The 17,251-nt window shown below is 44.3% G+C and carries 13 protein-coding genes; 5 read left to right on the top strand and 8 right to left on the bottom strand.

The window, feature by feature from the left end:
* Positions 1-146: 146 nt before the first annotated feature.
* From ACFQZI_RS20870 to ACFQZI_RS20840, 7 genes are all read right to left on the bottom strand, one after another.
* On the bottom strand, positions 147-1,271 hold the full coding sequence (locus tag ACFQZI_RS20870) for a glycoside hydrolase family 130 protein (RefSeq protein WP_377145980.1): 1,125 nt from the start codon (positions 1,269-1,271) through the stop codon (positions 147-149).
* Between the two features lie 6 nt (positions 1,272-1,277).
* Positions 1,278-1,970, bottom strand: coding sequence for a class I SAM-dependent methyltransferase (locus tag ACFQZI_RS20865; protein ID WP_377145979.1), 693 nt, complete (start codon positions 1,968-1,970; stop codon positions 1,278-1,280).
* Between the two features lie 49 nt (positions 1,971-2,019).
* On the bottom strand, positions 2,020-2,511 hold the full coding sequence (locus ACFQZI_RS20860) for a DUF421 domain-containing protein (protein ID WP_377145977.1): 492 nt from the start codon (positions 2,509-2,511) through the stop codon (positions 2,020-2,022).
* 92 nt (positions 2,512-2,603) lie between these two features.
* Positions 2,604-3,437, bottom strand: coding sequence for an ATP-binding protein (locus ACFQZI_RS20855; protein ID WP_377145975.1), 834 nt, complete (start codon positions 3,435-3,437; stop codon positions 2,604-2,606).
* A gap of 125 nt (positions 3,438-3,562) precedes the next feature.
* A complete protein-coding gene (locus tag ACFQZI_RS20850) occupies positions 3,563-4,360 on the bottom strand; it encodes an SDR family NAD(P)-dependent oxidoreductase (RefSeq protein ID WP_377145973.1) in 798 nt (265 codons plus the stop codon).
* A 150-nt stretch (positions 4,361-4,510) separates the two neighbouring features.
* Positions 4,511-5,365, bottom strand: a complete 855-nt coding sequence (locus ACFQZI_RS20845) for an SDR family oxidoreductase (RefSeq protein WP_377145971.1) — start codon at positions 5,363-5,365, stop codon at positions 4,511-4,513.
* Positions 5,366-5,420: 55 nt separating this feature from the next.
* Positions 5,421-6,584 carry a zinc-dependent alcohol dehydrogenase gene (locus ACFQZI_RS20840; protein ID WP_377145969.1) on the bottom strand — a complete coding sequence of 388 codons (1,164 nt, stop codon included), beginning with the start codon at positions 6,582-6,584 and terminating at the stop codon, positions 5,421-5,423.
* 221 nt (positions 6,585-6,805) lie between these two features.
* Between ACFQZI_RS20840 and ACFQZI_RS20835 the strand changes: the two genes are divergently transcribed.
* The 3 genes from ACFQZI_RS20835 to ACFQZI_RS20825 all read left to right on the top strand — a co-directional run bounded on the left by ACFQZI_RS20835 (position 6,806) and on the right by ACFQZI_RS20825 (position 13,718).
* Positions 6,806-8,695, top strand: coding sequence for an AAA domain-containing protein (locus tag ACFQZI_RS20835; protein WP_377145967.1), 1,890 nt, complete (start codon positions 6,806-6,808; stop codon positions 8,693-8,695).
* A gap of 82 nt (positions 8,696-8,777) precedes the next feature.
* Positions 8,778-12,149: a DEAD/DEAH box helicase gene (locus tag ACFQZI_RS20830; protein WP_377145965.1), complete on the top strand. Its 3,372-nt coding sequence runs from the start codon at positions 8,778-8,780 to the stop codon at positions 12,147-12,149.
* A gap of 42 nt (positions 12,150-12,191) precedes the next feature.
* A complete protein-coding gene (locus ACFQZI_RS20825; RefSeq protein WP_377145963.1) occupies positions 12,192-13,718 on the top strand; it encodes a family 43 glycosylhydrolase in 1,527 nt (508 codons plus the stop codon).
* Between the two features lie 2 nt (positions 13,719-13,720).
* On the opposite strand, the gene ACFQZI_RS20820 is transcribed toward ACFQZI_RS20825, so the two are convergent.
* Positions 13,721-14,746, bottom strand: coding sequence for a GntR family transcriptional regulator (locus ACFQZI_RS20820; protein WP_377145961.1), 1,026 nt, complete (start codon positions 14,744-14,746; stop codon positions 13,721-13,723).
* A 223-nt stretch (positions 14,747-14,969) separates the two neighbouring features.
* Between ACFQZI_RS20820 and ACFQZI_RS20815 the strand changes: the two genes are divergently transcribed.
* The gene (locus ACFQZI_RS20815) at positions 14,970-16,079 is read left to right on the top strand and encodes an SPFH domain-containing protein (protein ID WP_377145959.1); all 1,110 of its coding nucleotides are present in this window, start codon (positions 14,970-14,972) and stop codon (positions 16,077-16,079) included.
* Positions 16,051-17,238, top strand: coding sequence for a hypothetical protein (locus ACFQZI_RS20810; RefSeq protein WP_377145957.1), 1,188 nt, complete (start codon positions 16,051-16,053; stop codon positions 17,236-17,238). The genes ACFQZI_RS20815 and ACFQZI_RS20810 overlap by 29 nt, the downstream gene beginning before the upstream one ends.
* Positions 17,239-17,251: the final 13 nt, after the last annotated feature.

Below are 17,251 nucleotides of genomic sequence, written 5' to 3'. Positions count from 1 at the left end.
GCCATACTTTAACGCTAAGCTACGAAAACTTATCCCCTGGATAAGATGGTCATTGATGATCTTTTCTTCTTTTAGCTTGTTCATCTTTTACACTATTTAAGTGTAAACTTATTTTAGGACAAGTCAAAAGCTGTTATATTCGGCTTTTACTTGCCCGGGGTATATATAGCAACCCCTACCCTCGAATCGGCACAGCCATAGTATAAAAACCATTTCTTTTTAAAGTATACCAGCCCTTCCATAAATACGGTACCGGCCGGATACTGGCCGCTTTTTTCAAAGGCTTCCTGTGGTACAAAAAAGGGCTTATCTAAGCGGTTCAGGGGTTTTGTTGGGTCGGTAGGTGAAAAAATAACCTGACCGCCGCAATACGAATTAGCTGTATAATTTTTATCGCCATGGTCTTTATTGTTCTTGCCGTTGTATAATAGTAAAATGCCCCTGGGCGTCATAACAGCGGGCGGGCCGCACTCTGTAAGGTCGCTGTCGAAATAGTTTTTACGAGGTGATATCAATGGCCTCAGGCTACCGTCCTCTTTAACAAGCGGTGTCCAATTCACCAAATCGGTTGAGGTTGCTGCAAACACCCCCAATTCGCCCCAATACATCCAGTACTTGCCATTTATTTTGGCAATTACCTGTTTACCGTTAACCAGTTTTGTAATAATTGATGCTGATTTGCTGGCAATGTTAAAAAACCTGCCGTTATAAGCTTTACGAAAAATGGGGCCGTGTTTGGTCCACTTTTTAAGATCTCTTGAAGTTGCTACACCAAGGCGGGGCATATCGTGGTTCCATTGGGTGTAAAAAACAACATAGGTGCCGTTGGCTGTCATAGCAACACGCGGGTCTTCGCAGCCCCCTGTCCATTCAAATTCTTTCTGGCTATCGTTATCAGGATAAAGCACAGGCGCAGGCGAGCGTTTTACCGTGGTACCGTTGCTGCTTTCGGCCAAACCCAGGCGGGATGTACGGCCGCCGATACCTATACCCGATTTATCCTCGGCACGGTAAAGAATATAGATCTTGCCATCCTTAATGGTAGCCGCCGGGTTAAACGTATCATTAGACTCCCAATCCATCTGCCTTTTGCGCATCGGGTCGTAAAACCTACTGGTAGTATCCGGACTGATCAAAGGGTTTACCCCTACCGGCCTGATAAATGGACCAAAAGCCCATCCGGGCAGTTTCTGACCTTGTGCCGATACTGTGCCTGCCGTTGTCAGTATAAGCAGGGTAACGATCCTAATGAATTTGTAAACGTTTTTCATCCTTATTTAATTAAGCGGTATTAGCCTTGCCAGATACTGGTCCATATCATCTTCATATAAAACTTCAACTACCCAGCCCTCTTCGGTAGCAATTGTTTTTAGCTTTTCAGCATCAATATAAAGCCACTTAAACCAATTGTTTTTTTGGCCTTTGTAAACATACTGGTATGAAAGTTCGCCGTAGTAGTCATCCCTAACAGGCACATCGCCGTCATACAAATATGCAATATCAGAAGAATCGAATATCAATTGGCCTCCTTTGTTCAGGAGCGTTTTAGCATGTTGTAAAAATAGCCGTAATTGTTGGATGGTTCCGCATAGGCCTATACCGTTCATCATTAGCAACAGGGTATCGTATTTATCCCGCTGATAGGTAAAAACATCGGCCGCTACAGCCAGTTTTACACCACGTTGCAGCATAATGGTTACGGCAAGGTCAGAAATGTCAAGTGCTGTAACATCAAGGCCTTTGCCCTGTAAGATCAACGCGTGGCTGCCTGCCCCCGCTCCAATATCTAATACCTTACCCCTGCACTTGTTTATAGCTATAAGCTCCAGGTCGGGCATTTCATCTTCGGTACGGAAATATACATCCAGCGGCATTTCTTCTTTAGCGCCATAGGTATTATTTATCCATAGTTTATGTTTGCCGTCGCCCTTAAAATAGCCGAATAACGCTTGGCCAAAAATATCTTTCAAATTGAGTTGGTGGTTTACATCTCAAAGAAAAGGAATGTATGCTAAAGCATCAACCTTTTTTCTTCACAACACTCAACTCCCCGGTATTTTCGCGATATATAGTTTGCACTTCATCGTAATCGTCAACATTGGCTTTAAGGCGCACATCGCTCATCAGGTCGTCTTGTGTCATGAGGCTGCTGTTTAGTTTATCATGCTTAATTTCGCCGTTCTCAAAAAGCACTTCGCGGTCGCCTTTAAAAAAGTGTTCGATGCGCTTGCTTTTTATAATAAGCCAGGCCAGGCCACGATGCAGCAAAACCATGGCAAGGCAGGCGCCTATAGTAGATATAAATGGCGACGCGCCAACAATGGCCCTGCTTAATACCGCACCAAAAATAATTTGCATGATGGTATCAAAACCCGTTTTTTTAGCGAACGTGCGCTTGCCCGATATACGAATTAATGCCATTGCAATAAAGTAAACTGATACAGCCCTTGCACTCATTTGCAATACGGTAAGGTCTTTACCCTCTCCAAATATTTTAATGATGATATCCATCGGCTTATTATTAAAATAACATAAACAGTATGTTAAATAATAATTAAAGCGCGCTGAAATTGTTTGCGGGAGAGTTGTTTAGCTTTGCCGGTTTATTTAAGCTTGTAAGCTACCACGCTTTTACCCAGGAATGTAGGCACATAAATTATGCGGCTTTTAGCGTCGTAACCAATATCGGCTGTTTTATCATTTGTGGAGTGTGTATCTAAAAGCACGTCTTTGTTTCCATTAGCCTGTATGTAGTAAAGGTAACCCTGCCAGGCCGTAGCTAACATATCGCCATTGCCTACAGGTTCAATACCATCGCCGCCATGTTCAAGCGTTGTAAGTTTCATCGGGGTTTTATCGGTGCCCACAATATACGCGCCATCGCCGGTTAGTACATAAAGTTTATCATTTACGGCCCTTAAACCGTTTACGCCTTTTTGGTTTTGCAGGAAGGTAGTTACTTTGTTACCAACTATTTTGTGTACAAGGCCGGTCATGCTATCGCTTACGTAAACAGCGCCTGCCTTATCTACCGTAACATCATTTAAGCCTTTTGCGCCTTTAACCGGTACTTTATGATCAACCTTACCGGTTTTTATATTTACCACCACAACTTCATCAACATCGCCTATGTAAAGCCAATTGCCCCTAATGGCCATACCCTTTGGCGCGTTTAAGCCGGTTACCCAACTGGTATCAATTATCTTTCCGCTTAACGAAACTTTGGCAATACCGCCTTTGCCATCTTTTGCCCAGGCGTCGCCATCTATCAGTGATACATATAAAATACCGTTTGCCGGTAATACCGACTCGGGCGTGGCCAATGTAGCCGGGGTTTGCCATAGCTTGCTAACCGTATGCTGCGCGGATGCAACACCGGCTATAAAAGTTAAAGCAGCGACAAGAAGTGCTTTAGAAACAGGGATCGTAATTTTCATAATAGTAGATTTTATTGGTAACCAAATATAAATAAACATCTTACAAATGCTATGCTGTTAACCAATGCAAAAAAGGCCGTTTCAAATAAGTTTGAAACGGCCAATGAATACAACATGAAAAAATATTAGCTATCCTTCTCAACAGGCTTTTGCATTTCGGCCATGTTGTGGGCAACCATTGTATCAGGCGTAATGTGGCTCATGCCTACCATCACTTTGTTTTTAAAGCCCGAAATGATCTTGTCATCACCAGCCATAAGCGCATTATAACCATCTTTGGCAACATCTGCCGGATTAGAAAGCGACTCTTTATCCTGCACTATCTTAGCATCCTGCATACCTGCTTTATTAAAGAAATCGGTATCGGTAGCACCCGGCAGCAGCGCGGTAACGGTGATGTTGGTATCCTTTACCTCTTCGCGGATAGCCTCGGTTAACGATAGTACGTAGGCTTTGGTACCGTGATATACTGCCTGCCATGGGCCCGGTGTTTCGCTGGCTATAGACGCGAGGTTAAGGATCTTACCTTCGTTGCGGGCCACCATCTCTTTTAAAAAGTGTTTGGTGAGTATGGTTAAAGCGCCAATGTTAAGGTCTATTATTTTTAGCTCGCGTTCAATGTCGTTATCTTTAAACAAGCCATAAGCCCCCTGGCCGGCATCGTTAACCAGTACATCAACCTGTATACCTGTACGTTTAACATCATCACACAATGAAAAAACCTCGTCGCGGTTAAACAGGTCTTTGGCAAAGGTTATTACATCTACGCCGCTTTCCTGTAGTTCGGCCGCCGTTTTGTCCAGCTGCTGCTGATCGCGCGACACAATAATCAGGTTATAATTGTCTTTGGCAAATAATTTTGCCAGTTCGTAGCCAATACCGCTTGTTGCGCCGGTTATTAAGGCATATTTAGTAGCACTCATAGTTTTAGATATTTAGATGTTAGAGATTCGCGATTGTTGTGTAATTGGCTACAGCCAGGGATGTATTGCGCTGGCAAAAAACACCAATGCCATTAATAATAGCATGAAATAAAATTTAACCGTTTCCTTTTTCATCCGAGTATTAATTTATTAGCCATTCACAACTTCGCCGCCATTAATGTGTATTACCTGCCCGGTAATGAATGAGGCATCATCAGACGCGAGGAAAACATAGGCCGGCCCTAACTCTGATGGTTGCCCGGCCCGCTTCATGGCGGTTTCGCTGCCAAACTCCTTTATTTTTTCCTCATCAAATGTTGATACGATGAGCGGCGTCCAAACCGGTCCCGGGGCTACGGCGTTCACTCTTATCTTCTTATCAACCAAATTGGTAGCCAGCGAACGCGTAAAAGTGGTTATAGCGCCTTTGGTCGATGAATAGTCTATCAGGTTTGGCGATGAGCGGTATGCTGTTACCGAAGTGGTGTTGATAATGGCGTCCCCTTCATGCAAATGATCTAAAGCGGCGGTAGCAAAGTGGAAGTAAGCGAAGATATTGGTCTTAAAGGTATCTTCTAACTGTTGCTCGGTAATGTCTTTAAATTCTTTTTGCGGCACCTGCATACCGGCGTTGTTCACCAGGATGTTCAATTTGCCGAGTGTTTCAACCGTTTGCTCAACAGCCCGGCGGCAAAAATCGCGGTCTTTAACATCTCCTTTAATGAGCAAGCATTGCTGCCCGGCGGCTGCTACCAGTCCCTGTGTTTCTTCGGCATCGCCATCTTCTTCTAAATATACAATGGCAACATCGGCACCCTCGTAGGCATAATGCACTGCAACAGCACGGCCAATACCGCTATCACCACCGGTTATTAATGCAACCTTGCCCGCAAGTTTATTTGCTGCTTTATAATCGGGTTTTATATACTCCGGCCTTGGGTCCATTTCGGCCTCTACACCGGGTTGATGGTCTTGTTTTTCGGGTGTTTCCTGTTCGGTACTCATATCATTATAAAATTTAAAACGGCTACCGCAAAAGCGATAGCCGGTATATCTCTGTTTATTCCCAGGGGTTTAAAACAACTTTTACACAGTCGTCTTCTTTCTTCTCAAATATTTCGTAGCCTTTGGTAACCTCGCTAAGCGCCAACCTGTGGCTAATAATATCATCAAGTACAACCTTCTCTTCTTTAACAAGATCGATCAGGTGGTCGATGTAGTTTAGCACCGGCGCCTGGCCCTGCCTAATGGTTAAGCCTTTATCAAAAATGCGGTGCATGGGGAAGTTATCATATGTAGAACCATAAACTCCCATAATGGTAACCGTACCACTGCGGCGAACAGCTTTAAATGCCATATCTAAAACCTTCATGCTGCCAACCTCAAAATTTACAAGGGCTTTGGCTTTATCAAGTATGGTACGGTCGGGCTCAAAGCCAACGGCATCTACGCATACATCGGCACCACGGCCGCCAGTCATTTCTCGAATAGCCTCTACTACGTCAATCTCATCGGGGTTAAGTGTATCTACTTTATTAACCTGGCGGGCTTTCTCTAAACGGTAGTTAAGCGGGTCGATAGCTATTACGCGGCTTGCACCGTTTAACCATGCAGCCTTTTGCGCCATTAACCCAACCGGGCCCGAGCCAAAAATGGCTACAACCTCGCCACCCTTTAGTTGAGCCCAGTCAATAGCGCTCCACCCTGTAGGGAAAATGTCTGTAAGGAACAATACCTGCTCGTCGGTCATGTTATCGGGCACTATGCGCGGACTTATATCGGCATAAGGCACACGCACATATTGCGCCTGCCCGCCGCTGTAACCGCCGTAAAGGTCGGTGTAGCCAAATAAGGCGGCACCTTTCTGGTCCATCATATCGCCATTAGGGCCGTAGTGTTTATAGTTGGAGTTTTCGCAGCTTGGCGATGCGCCATGGTTACAAAAGAAGCAATGGCCACATGCAATTGGGAACGGCACCACTACACGGTCTCCTTTTTTTAGATTGGTGATGGCCGAGCCAACCTCTTCTACAATGCCCATAAACTCGTGTCCCATTACCATCGGCTCTGTTTGAGGCACACCACCGCTCAGGATGTGCAGGTCTGATCCGCAGATTGCGGTTGAGGTAACTTTAAGGATAACATCTCTCGGGTCTTCTATACGCGGGTCTTCAACGGTATCGTATCTGATGTCTCCGGGTTTGTGAAAAACGGCTGCTTTCATAAGTGTTGTTTTTTAGTCTTTGTCTTTAGTTTCTAAAACAACCCTGTTAAATGATTATAGTTTTAAGAAATATTTTTTATTGGAATGTTAAAGTTGTTGGATTGCCATTAAGCTGTTTTTATAGCTGATACTCCTAATGATTGTGAAAAAAGTATTTGCTTAGAATAGATTGCTAATGCCCTTAGCAATAATTTTAAGGCATTTGGTTTACCTTTGCAGCAATGGATTATTTTAAAAACCTGCTCTCGCTGCTCAAAACCGAACGCGACGAAGACCGGGCATTGTACTTAAAACTAACGCAAACAACATCAGTTACAGATAGGCGCTCGGCAGGCATTACCTGGTACCCTATCGCCATCCGCGGCCAGGAACCAAGCCGCGGCGATTATTTAACCGTTGAGGTCGAACGTACCACCAATAAAGATATAAGCCACCAGTTTAAATTTGGGGCGCCTGCGGTATTATTTTCAAACCATGATGCCGGCATCGATCGTGTTGAAGGCACAATTGCCTATGCAGGCGGCGACCGCTTGACGATTACTCTCTTTACAGATGAACTACCCGACTGGACACGCAATGGCAAACTGGGTATCGAATTGCTTTTTGATAACAACAGTTACGATGAAATGCAGAACGCCCTTAAACAGGCATCGGCATTAGCAGATAAGCCCGAAGGTAAGCTTATCCGTATTTTAACCGGGCTGGCGGAACCTTCTTTCGATGAGATTTACGAAGCCCCTATAGATGGCTTAAACGCATCACAATACACCGCCGCGCAAAAAGTATTGGCCGCGCAAGACCTTACCATTGTACACGGCCCGCCGGGAACAGGCAAAACCACCACCCTTATACAGGCTATTAAACGCCTTATTAAACAGGATGGCAAACAGATATTGGTTGTTGCGCCGAGTAACACTGCTGTAGACCTGTTAAGCGAGAAACTGGCCAACGAAGGCCTGAATGTTCTTCGTGTGGGCAACCCGTCTAAAGTATCCGAAAAATTGATGTCGCTTACGCTGGATAGCAAGATGGCGGCACATGCCTATACCAAAGATATTAAGCAACTAAAAAAACAGGCGGCGGGATATAAAGATATGGCCCACAAATATAAACGCAGCTTTGGCAAAGCCGAACGCGACCAGCGCAAAGCCCTGTTTGACGAAGCCCATCGCATGATAAAAGACGCGGGTAAAATAGAGCAATTTATTATTGACGACCTGATAGCTAAGGCGCAGGTAATAACCGCTACTTTGGTGGGTAGCAACCACTACACGGTGCGCGATATAAAGTTTGAGACAGTTGTGATTGACGAAGCCGGGCAGGCGCTTGAACCTGCCTGCTGGATCCCGATACTGAAAGCGCAGAAATTAGTTATGGCGGGCGATCATTTCCAGTTGCCGCCAACTATTAAATCTGTTAAGGCAGCTAACGAAGGGTTACGTACCACACTATTAGAAAAGTGCGCCGTATTGCACCCCAACGCGGTTACCCTACTGGAAGAGCAATACCGCATGAATGAAGCCATTATGGGCTTTTCTTCAAAAGAATTCTATTCGAGCCGCTTAAAGGCGAATGCATCGGTAGCCAAACAGTTGCTTTTTGATGGCGATGTGCCAATGAGCTTTGTTGATACCGCGGGCTGTGGCTTTGATGAAAAACCTGACGGCACCAGCAGCGTTAACCCCGAAGAAGCTGTATTCCTGCTAAAACACTTACAGCAATTGGCTGATACGATTGAAGCTAAAGACCTGCCCTTCCCGTCGGTTGCTATTATCTCGCCCTACAAAAGCCAGATAAGGGTTTTAAAGGAACTGTTTGAAGCCTCTGCCCTGCTGCCTTACGCCGATAAGATCACAATCAACACCATAGATAGTTTCCAGGGGCAGGAACGGGATGTGGTATATATAAGCATGACGCGCAGCAACCCGGATGGCACCATAGGCTTCCTGTCAGATATCCGCCGTATGAATGTGGCTATGACAAGGGCACGCAAAAAGCTGGTTATCATTGGCGATAGCGCTACCATTACCCGCCTCCTATTTTACGCGGATATGATGGCCTATGCGGAGCAAACCGGCGGCTATCAAAGCGCTTGGGAATACATGGATTAATCTCTGCCAGTGTTTATAATTTAATTGAAGTTTACACATTATTCTTAGGATATTTAGCGCCGCAGGCAATAGCAGTAACCAGGTGAGCAACACACATGACAACCACATAACCGATCATGTTTTTATTTTGAGGGACGTCCCTTTCCAAAATATCACCGATGTTATTATTGCCAAAAACTCCGCTTCGGGTGCTTACCCGGATGCCGATAAGTACAAGCACATTGCCCCAAAACACATAGCCGTTAACGAGGGCGTATTTATTGATCAAAGTAACGGAGCTTTCCCACCTGTTGGTATTGTACAAAACGCCGATGGCCTGTTATTCACCTGTAGTTGCAACAACCCTCCGGGCAAACTTTGCGAGCACGAGGCCCTTGTGCTGGGTGCCATAACCCGCAGGGACGAACTGGGCATTTTTTTTAATCATAACCTTCGGCACCAAAAACTAAAACGCGCGGCCCTTGATTACGGGCTGGAGAACGAGCACGACCTCGACCGTTATTTTAAACTTGATTATCAGCATAAGGCCGTAACCGTAATCCCGGTAAGCGCATCGCTTATGCCGGTTACAAAAGAAAGCTTATCCGGTTTAAGTAGTTTAATATTAAACAATGTACCTCAAGAAATTAAGGACGATGAACGAACGATTTGTGTAGTTATAAAACAGCATAAATATTACCAGTATTTATTCATTGAATTGTACTCGGCACAAACCACTAAAGAGGGCAAGATCAAAAATCCAATGGCTTCGGTTAACCCATTAGACCTAATCTGGGAAACAGACGATAACAACCGGCTTAAGTTTTACACGGGCATCAACAAGTTTCAAAATCACCTTAACGCTAAACGCACCGAGGCAGATATTAAAGCCCTGCGTGCCATTGTAAAAAATACGCCCGGTTATCCCTTTTACTACCATGATAGCGCCATATCAGAGAACATAACTGCTACTTCTGTAGTACCCGTAAAAGTGGCTGTGATGCCGCATGATGTTAAGCTAACGGTAGAAAGCAAAGGGCAATTTTTCGAGATCTCGGGCTCGGTAACAATTGGCAAAACGAACCATCCGCTTAAGGACCTCGACCTGCGCTTTAATTATTTTGTACTGCTGAATGATACCCTTTACCTTGTAGATAACTTGCAGGTGTTGGCATTAATAGATTTGCTCAAAAAACGGCCGGACAATTTACTTATACACCAGTCTAAGTTTGAAGATTTTAAAAACGAATTTCTATCTAAACTGCAAGACAATATATTAGTTGCCTATAAGCACATTAAGCCGGCTACACCTGTACAATTGAAGCAGCAGGGCTTCGCTAAGGAAACAGAGCAGATCATTTACCTTTCGGACTTTGGCCGCCATGTAATGTTACTACCCGTTATGCGTTACGGTGAGGCCGAGATACCGGTGCGCACCAAACGGATGATATATGGCAGGGATGCAAAGGGCAAAGAGTTTTTAGTGCAACGCAATGATGAGGCCGAACTGGCTTTTATAGCATTACTCATTAAACAACACCCCTGGTTCCCCGAACAGTTGGAAAATGACGACCTGCCCTACTTTTACCTGCATAAACGCTACTTTTTACAGGAAGAATGGTTCTTGAACGTATTTGAAGAATGGAAGGCAAATGGCATTACCGTTTTAGGCTTTAACGAGCTGGAAGGCAATAAGCTTAACCCCAACAAGGTAAACATTACCATTAGGGTTTTAAGCGGCATCAATTGGTTTAATACGGAGGTTAATGTACGTTTTGGCCGAAAGCGCGCCGCTTTAAAACAAGTGAACAAGGCTGTACGCAACAAAAGCAAATATGTGCAGCTTGATGACGGCACTTTGGGCATCCTCCCTGCTGAATGGATAGAGAAGTTTGCCGAATATTTTAACTCGGGCGAGATAGTGGATGACACCCTACAGATTCCTAAAACAAACTTCCAGACCGTTAGCGAACTTTTTGACGATGCTATGCTGGAGGATGACGCTAAAATTGACATCCAAAACCTGCAATTAAAGGTAATGGATTTTGAGGCGATAAAGGATGTTGCCGTATCTCCCGATTTTAAAGGCACACTACGACCTTACCAGCACCAGGGCTTAAACTGGCTCAACTTTTTAGATGACCTGAACTTTGGGGGCGTATTGGCCGATGATATGGGCTTGGGTAAAACACTTCAGATCATCGCTTTCATCCTCTCGCAACGCGAAAAGGTAAAGCGCAATACCAATCTGTTGGTTGTGCCAACCTCGCTGATATTTAACTGGCAAATGGAGCTAAAGAAGTTTGCACCATCTATTCGCGTACATACCATTTATGGTGCCGACCGTATTAAGAACACCGATGAGTTTGATACTTTCGAGGTGATCCTTACCTCCTATGGTACATTGTTAACCGACGTAAATTTCCTGAAAAGCTACCGGTTCAATTACGTATTCCTTGATGAATCGCAGGCTATAAAAAACCCCGATTCACAGCGATATAAGGCCGTTCGCCTGCTAAAGGCACGCAATCGTATTGCCATTACCGGTACGCCTATAGAAAATAATACGTTCGACCTGTATGGGCAGCTATCATTCGCCTGCCCGGGCTTGCTGGGTACCAAGCAGTACTTTAAAGATATTTACGCGGTGCCTATAGATAAATTTAAGGTGATGAAACGTTCTAACGAACTTCAGGCCAAAATAAAACCATTTATACTAAGGCGCACCAAACAGCAGGTGGCCCAAGAACTGCCCGAAAAAACCGAAATGGTACTCTATTGCCCGTTGCAACCCCAACAGCGCGGCATATATGATGCTTACGAAAAAGAGTTTAGGGAGTATATATCTGCCACAACAGATGACGTGCTGAAGCGCAGCCCCATGAACGTGTTAAAAGGTCTTACCCGCCTGCGCCAGATCTGCAACTCGCCTTTGCTGCTCACGGGCGATAAGCCACCTGGCGATGAGTCGGCCAAGATAGATGTGCTGATGGAACAAATAGAAAGCAAATCGCCACAGCATAAGATATTGATATTCTCGCAGTTTGTGAGCATGCTGGAACTGATTAAAAAAGAGTTGACCGCACGTGGCATACAATTTAGCTGGTTAACGGGCAGCAGCCGCAACCGGGAAGCCACGGTAAACAATTTTCAAAACAATCCTGACATACGGGTATTCCTCATCAGCCTTAAAGCAGGCGGTGTGGGCTTAAACCTTACCGAGGCCGACTACGTGTACCTGGTAGACCCGTGGTGGAACCCCGCGGTAGAGAACCAGGCAATTGACCGGTCGCACCGTATAGGGCAAAACAATAATGTAATGGCCATAAGGCTAATATGCCCCAACACGGTTGAGGAAAAAATAATAGAGATGCAGGCATCAAAACAACAGTTGGTTAAGGACCTTATTAAAACCGATACATCATTCCTGCAATCGCTTTCTAAAGCCGATCTGCTTGGTTTGTTGCGTACATAGATAAACGTATCATTTCCTAATGCTTTTATTATGTTTGTTATTATGAGTATTATACGTAAAATAACCCTGATAATGTTAGTGATTACAACTATAGCAGCATCAGCCCAGATAAAAAACTTTAATAAGAATGGTGGGCAAATAACTCGCTTTAGCACCATTGGCAACGCTGTGGACGCGCACGATGGGGAGATAGCCTATTTCGACGGCACTTATTACCTGTATGGCACCAGTTACGATTGCGGTTTTCAGTGGGGTAACAAAGGGGCGCCATTTTGCGGATTTAAGGTGTATTCGTCTAAAGACATGAATAGCTGGACGGACCGCGGCTACCTTTTTGATGCCACTACTGCTGTTTGGCAAACCCGGTGCGATGGTAAAACCTACGGCTGCTTTCGCCCGCATGTTATTTACAATCAAAAAAACAAATTATATGTGCTTTGGATAAACGTATACGATAACCGTGTTGGTTACCGTGTATTTACCAGCAAAACGCCTGTTGGGCCATTTAACGAAGTTGCAGAACCTCATTTGGCTGTAAACAGCGATATGCCCATTGCCGGCCTCAATAATGGCGACCATGATACTTTTATAGATGACGACGGCACAGCCTACCTGGCATTTACCGACTGGAGAACAAAAGGTACTATAGTAATAGAAAAATTAAGCGACGATTACCTCACAGGTACAGGCGAATTTGTAAAAGGCATTACCGAAGGAGAAACAGAGGCACCAGGCCTGTTTAAACGCAAAGGTATTTATTACGTAGTGTACTCCGACCCTAATTGCGGCTATTGTTCGGGTACAGGTACATCTTATCGCACCGCGCCATCGCCGCTTGGGCCGTGGTCTAAGCCTACCAAAATTAGCGATAACTCCTGCGGGGGGCAACCATCTTTTGTATCTACCATCAAAATAAATTCGGAAACTGTTTATCTGTATGGCAGCGACCTTTGGAACAACGCCGCCAAAAACGAAGCACTTGCCAATTTTTACTGGGCCCCTTTAACTTTTGCTGCCGATGGTTCCATCAATCCGCTTAAATGTTTTGAAGTATACAAAATGCCCAGGGCGCTACCTTCCACACCACCCAAAGGGTTAGATGCCACATCCGGACAAGCGGATTTTAGTTTAAAGGGTGATATAAAGCAGGATACTGCAAGGGCGCAATATTTTACCATTAAACGTTCGGGAAAACTGAATAAACTGGAGATAACTGTATTTAAGAACAATTATCCGGATGCCGATCTGTTGGTAGAGATTTACAAAGCTAATAAGTTTAAACAACCTGCCGGTTTGCCCTTAAGCACTCAGCACATACCTGCCGATGCTATTGGTTGGTCGGCTAAGAATATTATGGTCAAGCCAAATATGCGGGTTTTAAAAGGGCAGCAATACGTATTTGTCCTAAAATCGGCATCCACTAAAGGTTGTTATGGGTACGCCTACAGCGATTTTGCGCCCAATGCAGGTGGTGGCGCATCATTAAGTACCAATGGTGGCAATGGTGGCAAAACCTTTAAGCCTGAAGCAGGCCGAACGCTGAAGTTCCGGTCATTTGTAACTAATTAAACTTATATCGACTCCCTGATGATGGTGTTGAACGGTACTTTAATGTGGCTAAATGAACTGTCTAATACCAATTGGGCGGCGTGTTTACCCATAAATTCAAAATCGGTAGATATGGTGGTTATACCGTTTAGTATAAACTTTTTAAGCGGTGTTTCGTTGTAGGATATAATACCTACATCTTCTTTCAATTTCAGGTTTTGTTGTAACAGTAAGTTTATCAAGGCCACAAGGTCATCCTCGGTAAGGGTGATGTATAGGGTATCTTTTACTATCTTTTCGCTGTTCAGGTCAGATACGATATCGTAATCGCAATTATACTGCTTACAAAAGTTCAAGAAACCTATCAGGATGTCTACCGGGTAGTAACTATCTTTAGGGAAAACTATTGTGCAGGAATTATAGCGCTTTATATTGTCTGTTAAATGTTCGAGCGCGTTGTAAATATCGTTTTCAAAATCTTCGTAAACCGCGCTAAAATCACCTTCAACACCTTCTACCAGTTTCCCCATAAGTATCAGTTTATCTTTAGGGATCTGGTTTATTACCTCGTGAGCGTTATCTATCTTATCAATAAAATGAGGCACAACTACTACTTTGTCGTAATTATCCTGTTTTTCTAAAAGTATCTTTTTAAAAAAATTGAAGCTGTTATTATAAATATAAAAATCAATTGAGGCCTGATTGCCAAGCGCCCCGGCAAAGGCATCGTACATTATTTTTTTATGGCTGCTTAGCTTGTTAAACAGCAGCAACACCTTAACAGGCCTGTCGAGGTTAACGTTAGAAACATAATACCCCTTGCCATGTACCGAACTTATAACACCACTCTTTTTCAGCGTATTATATGCTTTCGTTACAATATTTCTTGAGATATCAAGCGCAATGCTCAGGTCGTTTATAGAGGGCAGTATATCGTTCTCCTCAATAAATTTTTCGTCTATCCCCTGCAAAATACAATTGCATAACTGCCTGTAATACGGCGTTAGCGAGTACTCGTCAATCTTTAATATTTTAAGAAAATTCTTCATACAATAACTTGCGCTAAGCTAAAATTATAAAGGCTTGTTAACAACCCGTAATAGCATCTGTCTTAAATATTTTGCCCGACACATGTATAGTAACAATTAGGTTTAATGCTAATCTAAACTGTAATTGCGTTAGTATTGCCCTTTTTTAATTAAATGAGTGCTTAAACTTGGCGGGTGAGCTTTTTTTTCATCATATTTATTATTTAAATAAACTAAGATATATATGGGCCTTTTTAGCAGACTACTGAACGAGTTAATTGACGTAATTGAATGGGTAGACAACACACAGGACACCCTTGTTTGGAAGTTCCCACGGAATGATAACGCCATAAAAATGGGCGCTAAACTCACAGTGCGCGAATCGCAGGTGGCTATCTTTATGAACGAAGGCCGCATTGCCGATGTATTTACCCCGGGCATGTATGAGCTGCAAACACAAAATATGCCCATCCTTACCACTTTAAACAGCTGGAAGTATGGCTTTAACAGCCCTTTTAAAGCAGATGTGTTTTTTGTAAGTACGCGCCAGTTCGTGAACCAAAAATGGGGCACAAAAAACCCGGTTATGATACGCGATGCCGAGTTTGGGCCGGTGAGGCTGCGTGCTTTTGGTACTTTTAATTTCAAAGTTCAGGATGCTAAACAATTTATAACCGAAATAGCAGCTACTAACCCGCAATTCGTTGTACAGGATATAAACGAGCAACTGCGTAACCTGATAGTTGCGCGCGGGATGGATGCCGTTGCGCAATCTAACATATCGATACTAAACCTTGCCGCCAATTACAATGAGATGGGGCAACTAATAGCCGACAGCATACAGCCCGATTTTATTGAGATGGGGCTTAACCTAACCAAGTTGCTGGTAGAAAACATTTCGTTACCTCCCGAGGTAGAACAAGTGCTTGATAAGCGCAGCGAAATGGGCATTATTGGTAACCTGGGCGCTTATGCCCAGTTCCAGGCGGCTAATGCGATAGAAAAATCGGCAGAGAATACCATTGGCGGCAATTTAGGTGCCGCCGGTATGGGCCTTGGCGTTGGCGCCGCCATGATGGGCCAGGTAGGCAATGTATTTAAACAAAATCAGTTTGACCCCAATACTGCCGCTACAGACGCTGCTCCTCCTATCCCATCGGCACTATACCATATTGTTAAGGATGGAAAATCTGACGGGCCGCATACTTTAACCGACATAAGATCCATGATAGCTAATAAAGCCATTACAAAAGATACCATGGTTTGGAAAAAAGGAATGGCCGAGTGGGCTGCCGCGGGCAGCGTTACCGACCTTACGGACGCTTTTGATAACGAGCCGCCGCCAATATTATAACCGCACCATCGAAATTACACAGATGAACGACCTTACCAAGCCGGCCCAAATCAGCAATGCGTTAAAGTGCAAAGGCTGCGGTGCCCTGCTACACTTTGTACCGGGCACCCACAGTTTACAATGCGATTATTGCGGCGAAAATAACCCTATTGAGCAAAGCGCCACGGCAACCGAAATTACAGCCGTTGATTTTGAGGATTACGTGGGGAATATTGACACCGGCAAACAGTTAAATAACCAGCAAATTGTAGATTGCCATAACTGCGGGTCGCGTACTGTGCTCGATAATTTTGTCACGTCAGATAAGTGTCCGTTTTGCGCATCGCCGTTGGTGCTAAACCTCGGCAGCGGTTTGCAATATGTACCACCACATTACATCCTACCTTTTGAGGTTACCAAGGAACAAGGTGCAGATTTTTTTAAAAAATGGCTCGCAGGGCTTTGGTGGGCACCAAATGACCTGGCCAAAAAAGTAAGCAATAGTTCATCAATATTAAATGGCGTTTACCTTCCCCATTGGACGTATGATATGAACACCATAACCCGTTATACGGGCGAACGTGGCGATTATTATTACACTACCGAAACTTATACAGTAAACAACAACGGCCAGTCTGAAACCCGCACAAGGCAGGTAAGGCATACCCGTTGGTCTTACGCGTCGGGTACGGTACATTGTAAATTCGAAGACCTTATTGTCCCGGCCAGCAGATCGTTACCCGAAGAAACACTTGTAAAGCTCGAGCCCTGGAAGTTTAGCAACCTGGTAAAGTTTGATGAGCGCTATACCAGCGGTTTCCGGTCCGAAACTTACCAGTTAGATCCCGAGAAAGGATTAGTAAAGGCTATTGAACAAACCGTATCTCAAATAAACGATACCATCAGGGATGACATTGGCGGCGACGAACAGCGGATAGATCATACCGACACCCAGTACAACAATAAGGCTATTAAATACATTATGCTGCCGGTTTGGGTTAGCGCGTACAATTACAACAATAAGGTTTACCAGTTTACTGTAAATGCCAGCACGGGCGAGGTAATTGGGCAGCGCCCTTTAAGCTATATTAAAATAGCGCTGGCCATCTTGTTTGCAATTGCCTTGATAATTGCCGCGGTAATGTATTTTCGGAACCAAAATGCCGGGCCACAATATTAAGTGTAATAAAAGC

Origin of the sequence: Mucilaginibacter lutimaris (assembly GCF_042676625.1) — a bacterium.
In the GTDB taxonomy this organism is placed as follows: Bacteria; Bacteroidota; Bacteroidia; order Sphingobacteriales; family Sphingobacteriaceae; genus Mucilaginibacter; species Mucilaginibacter lutimaris.
Note: the sequence above shows the minus strand (reverse complement) of the source record. Positions and strands in the feature narration are given on the sequence as shown.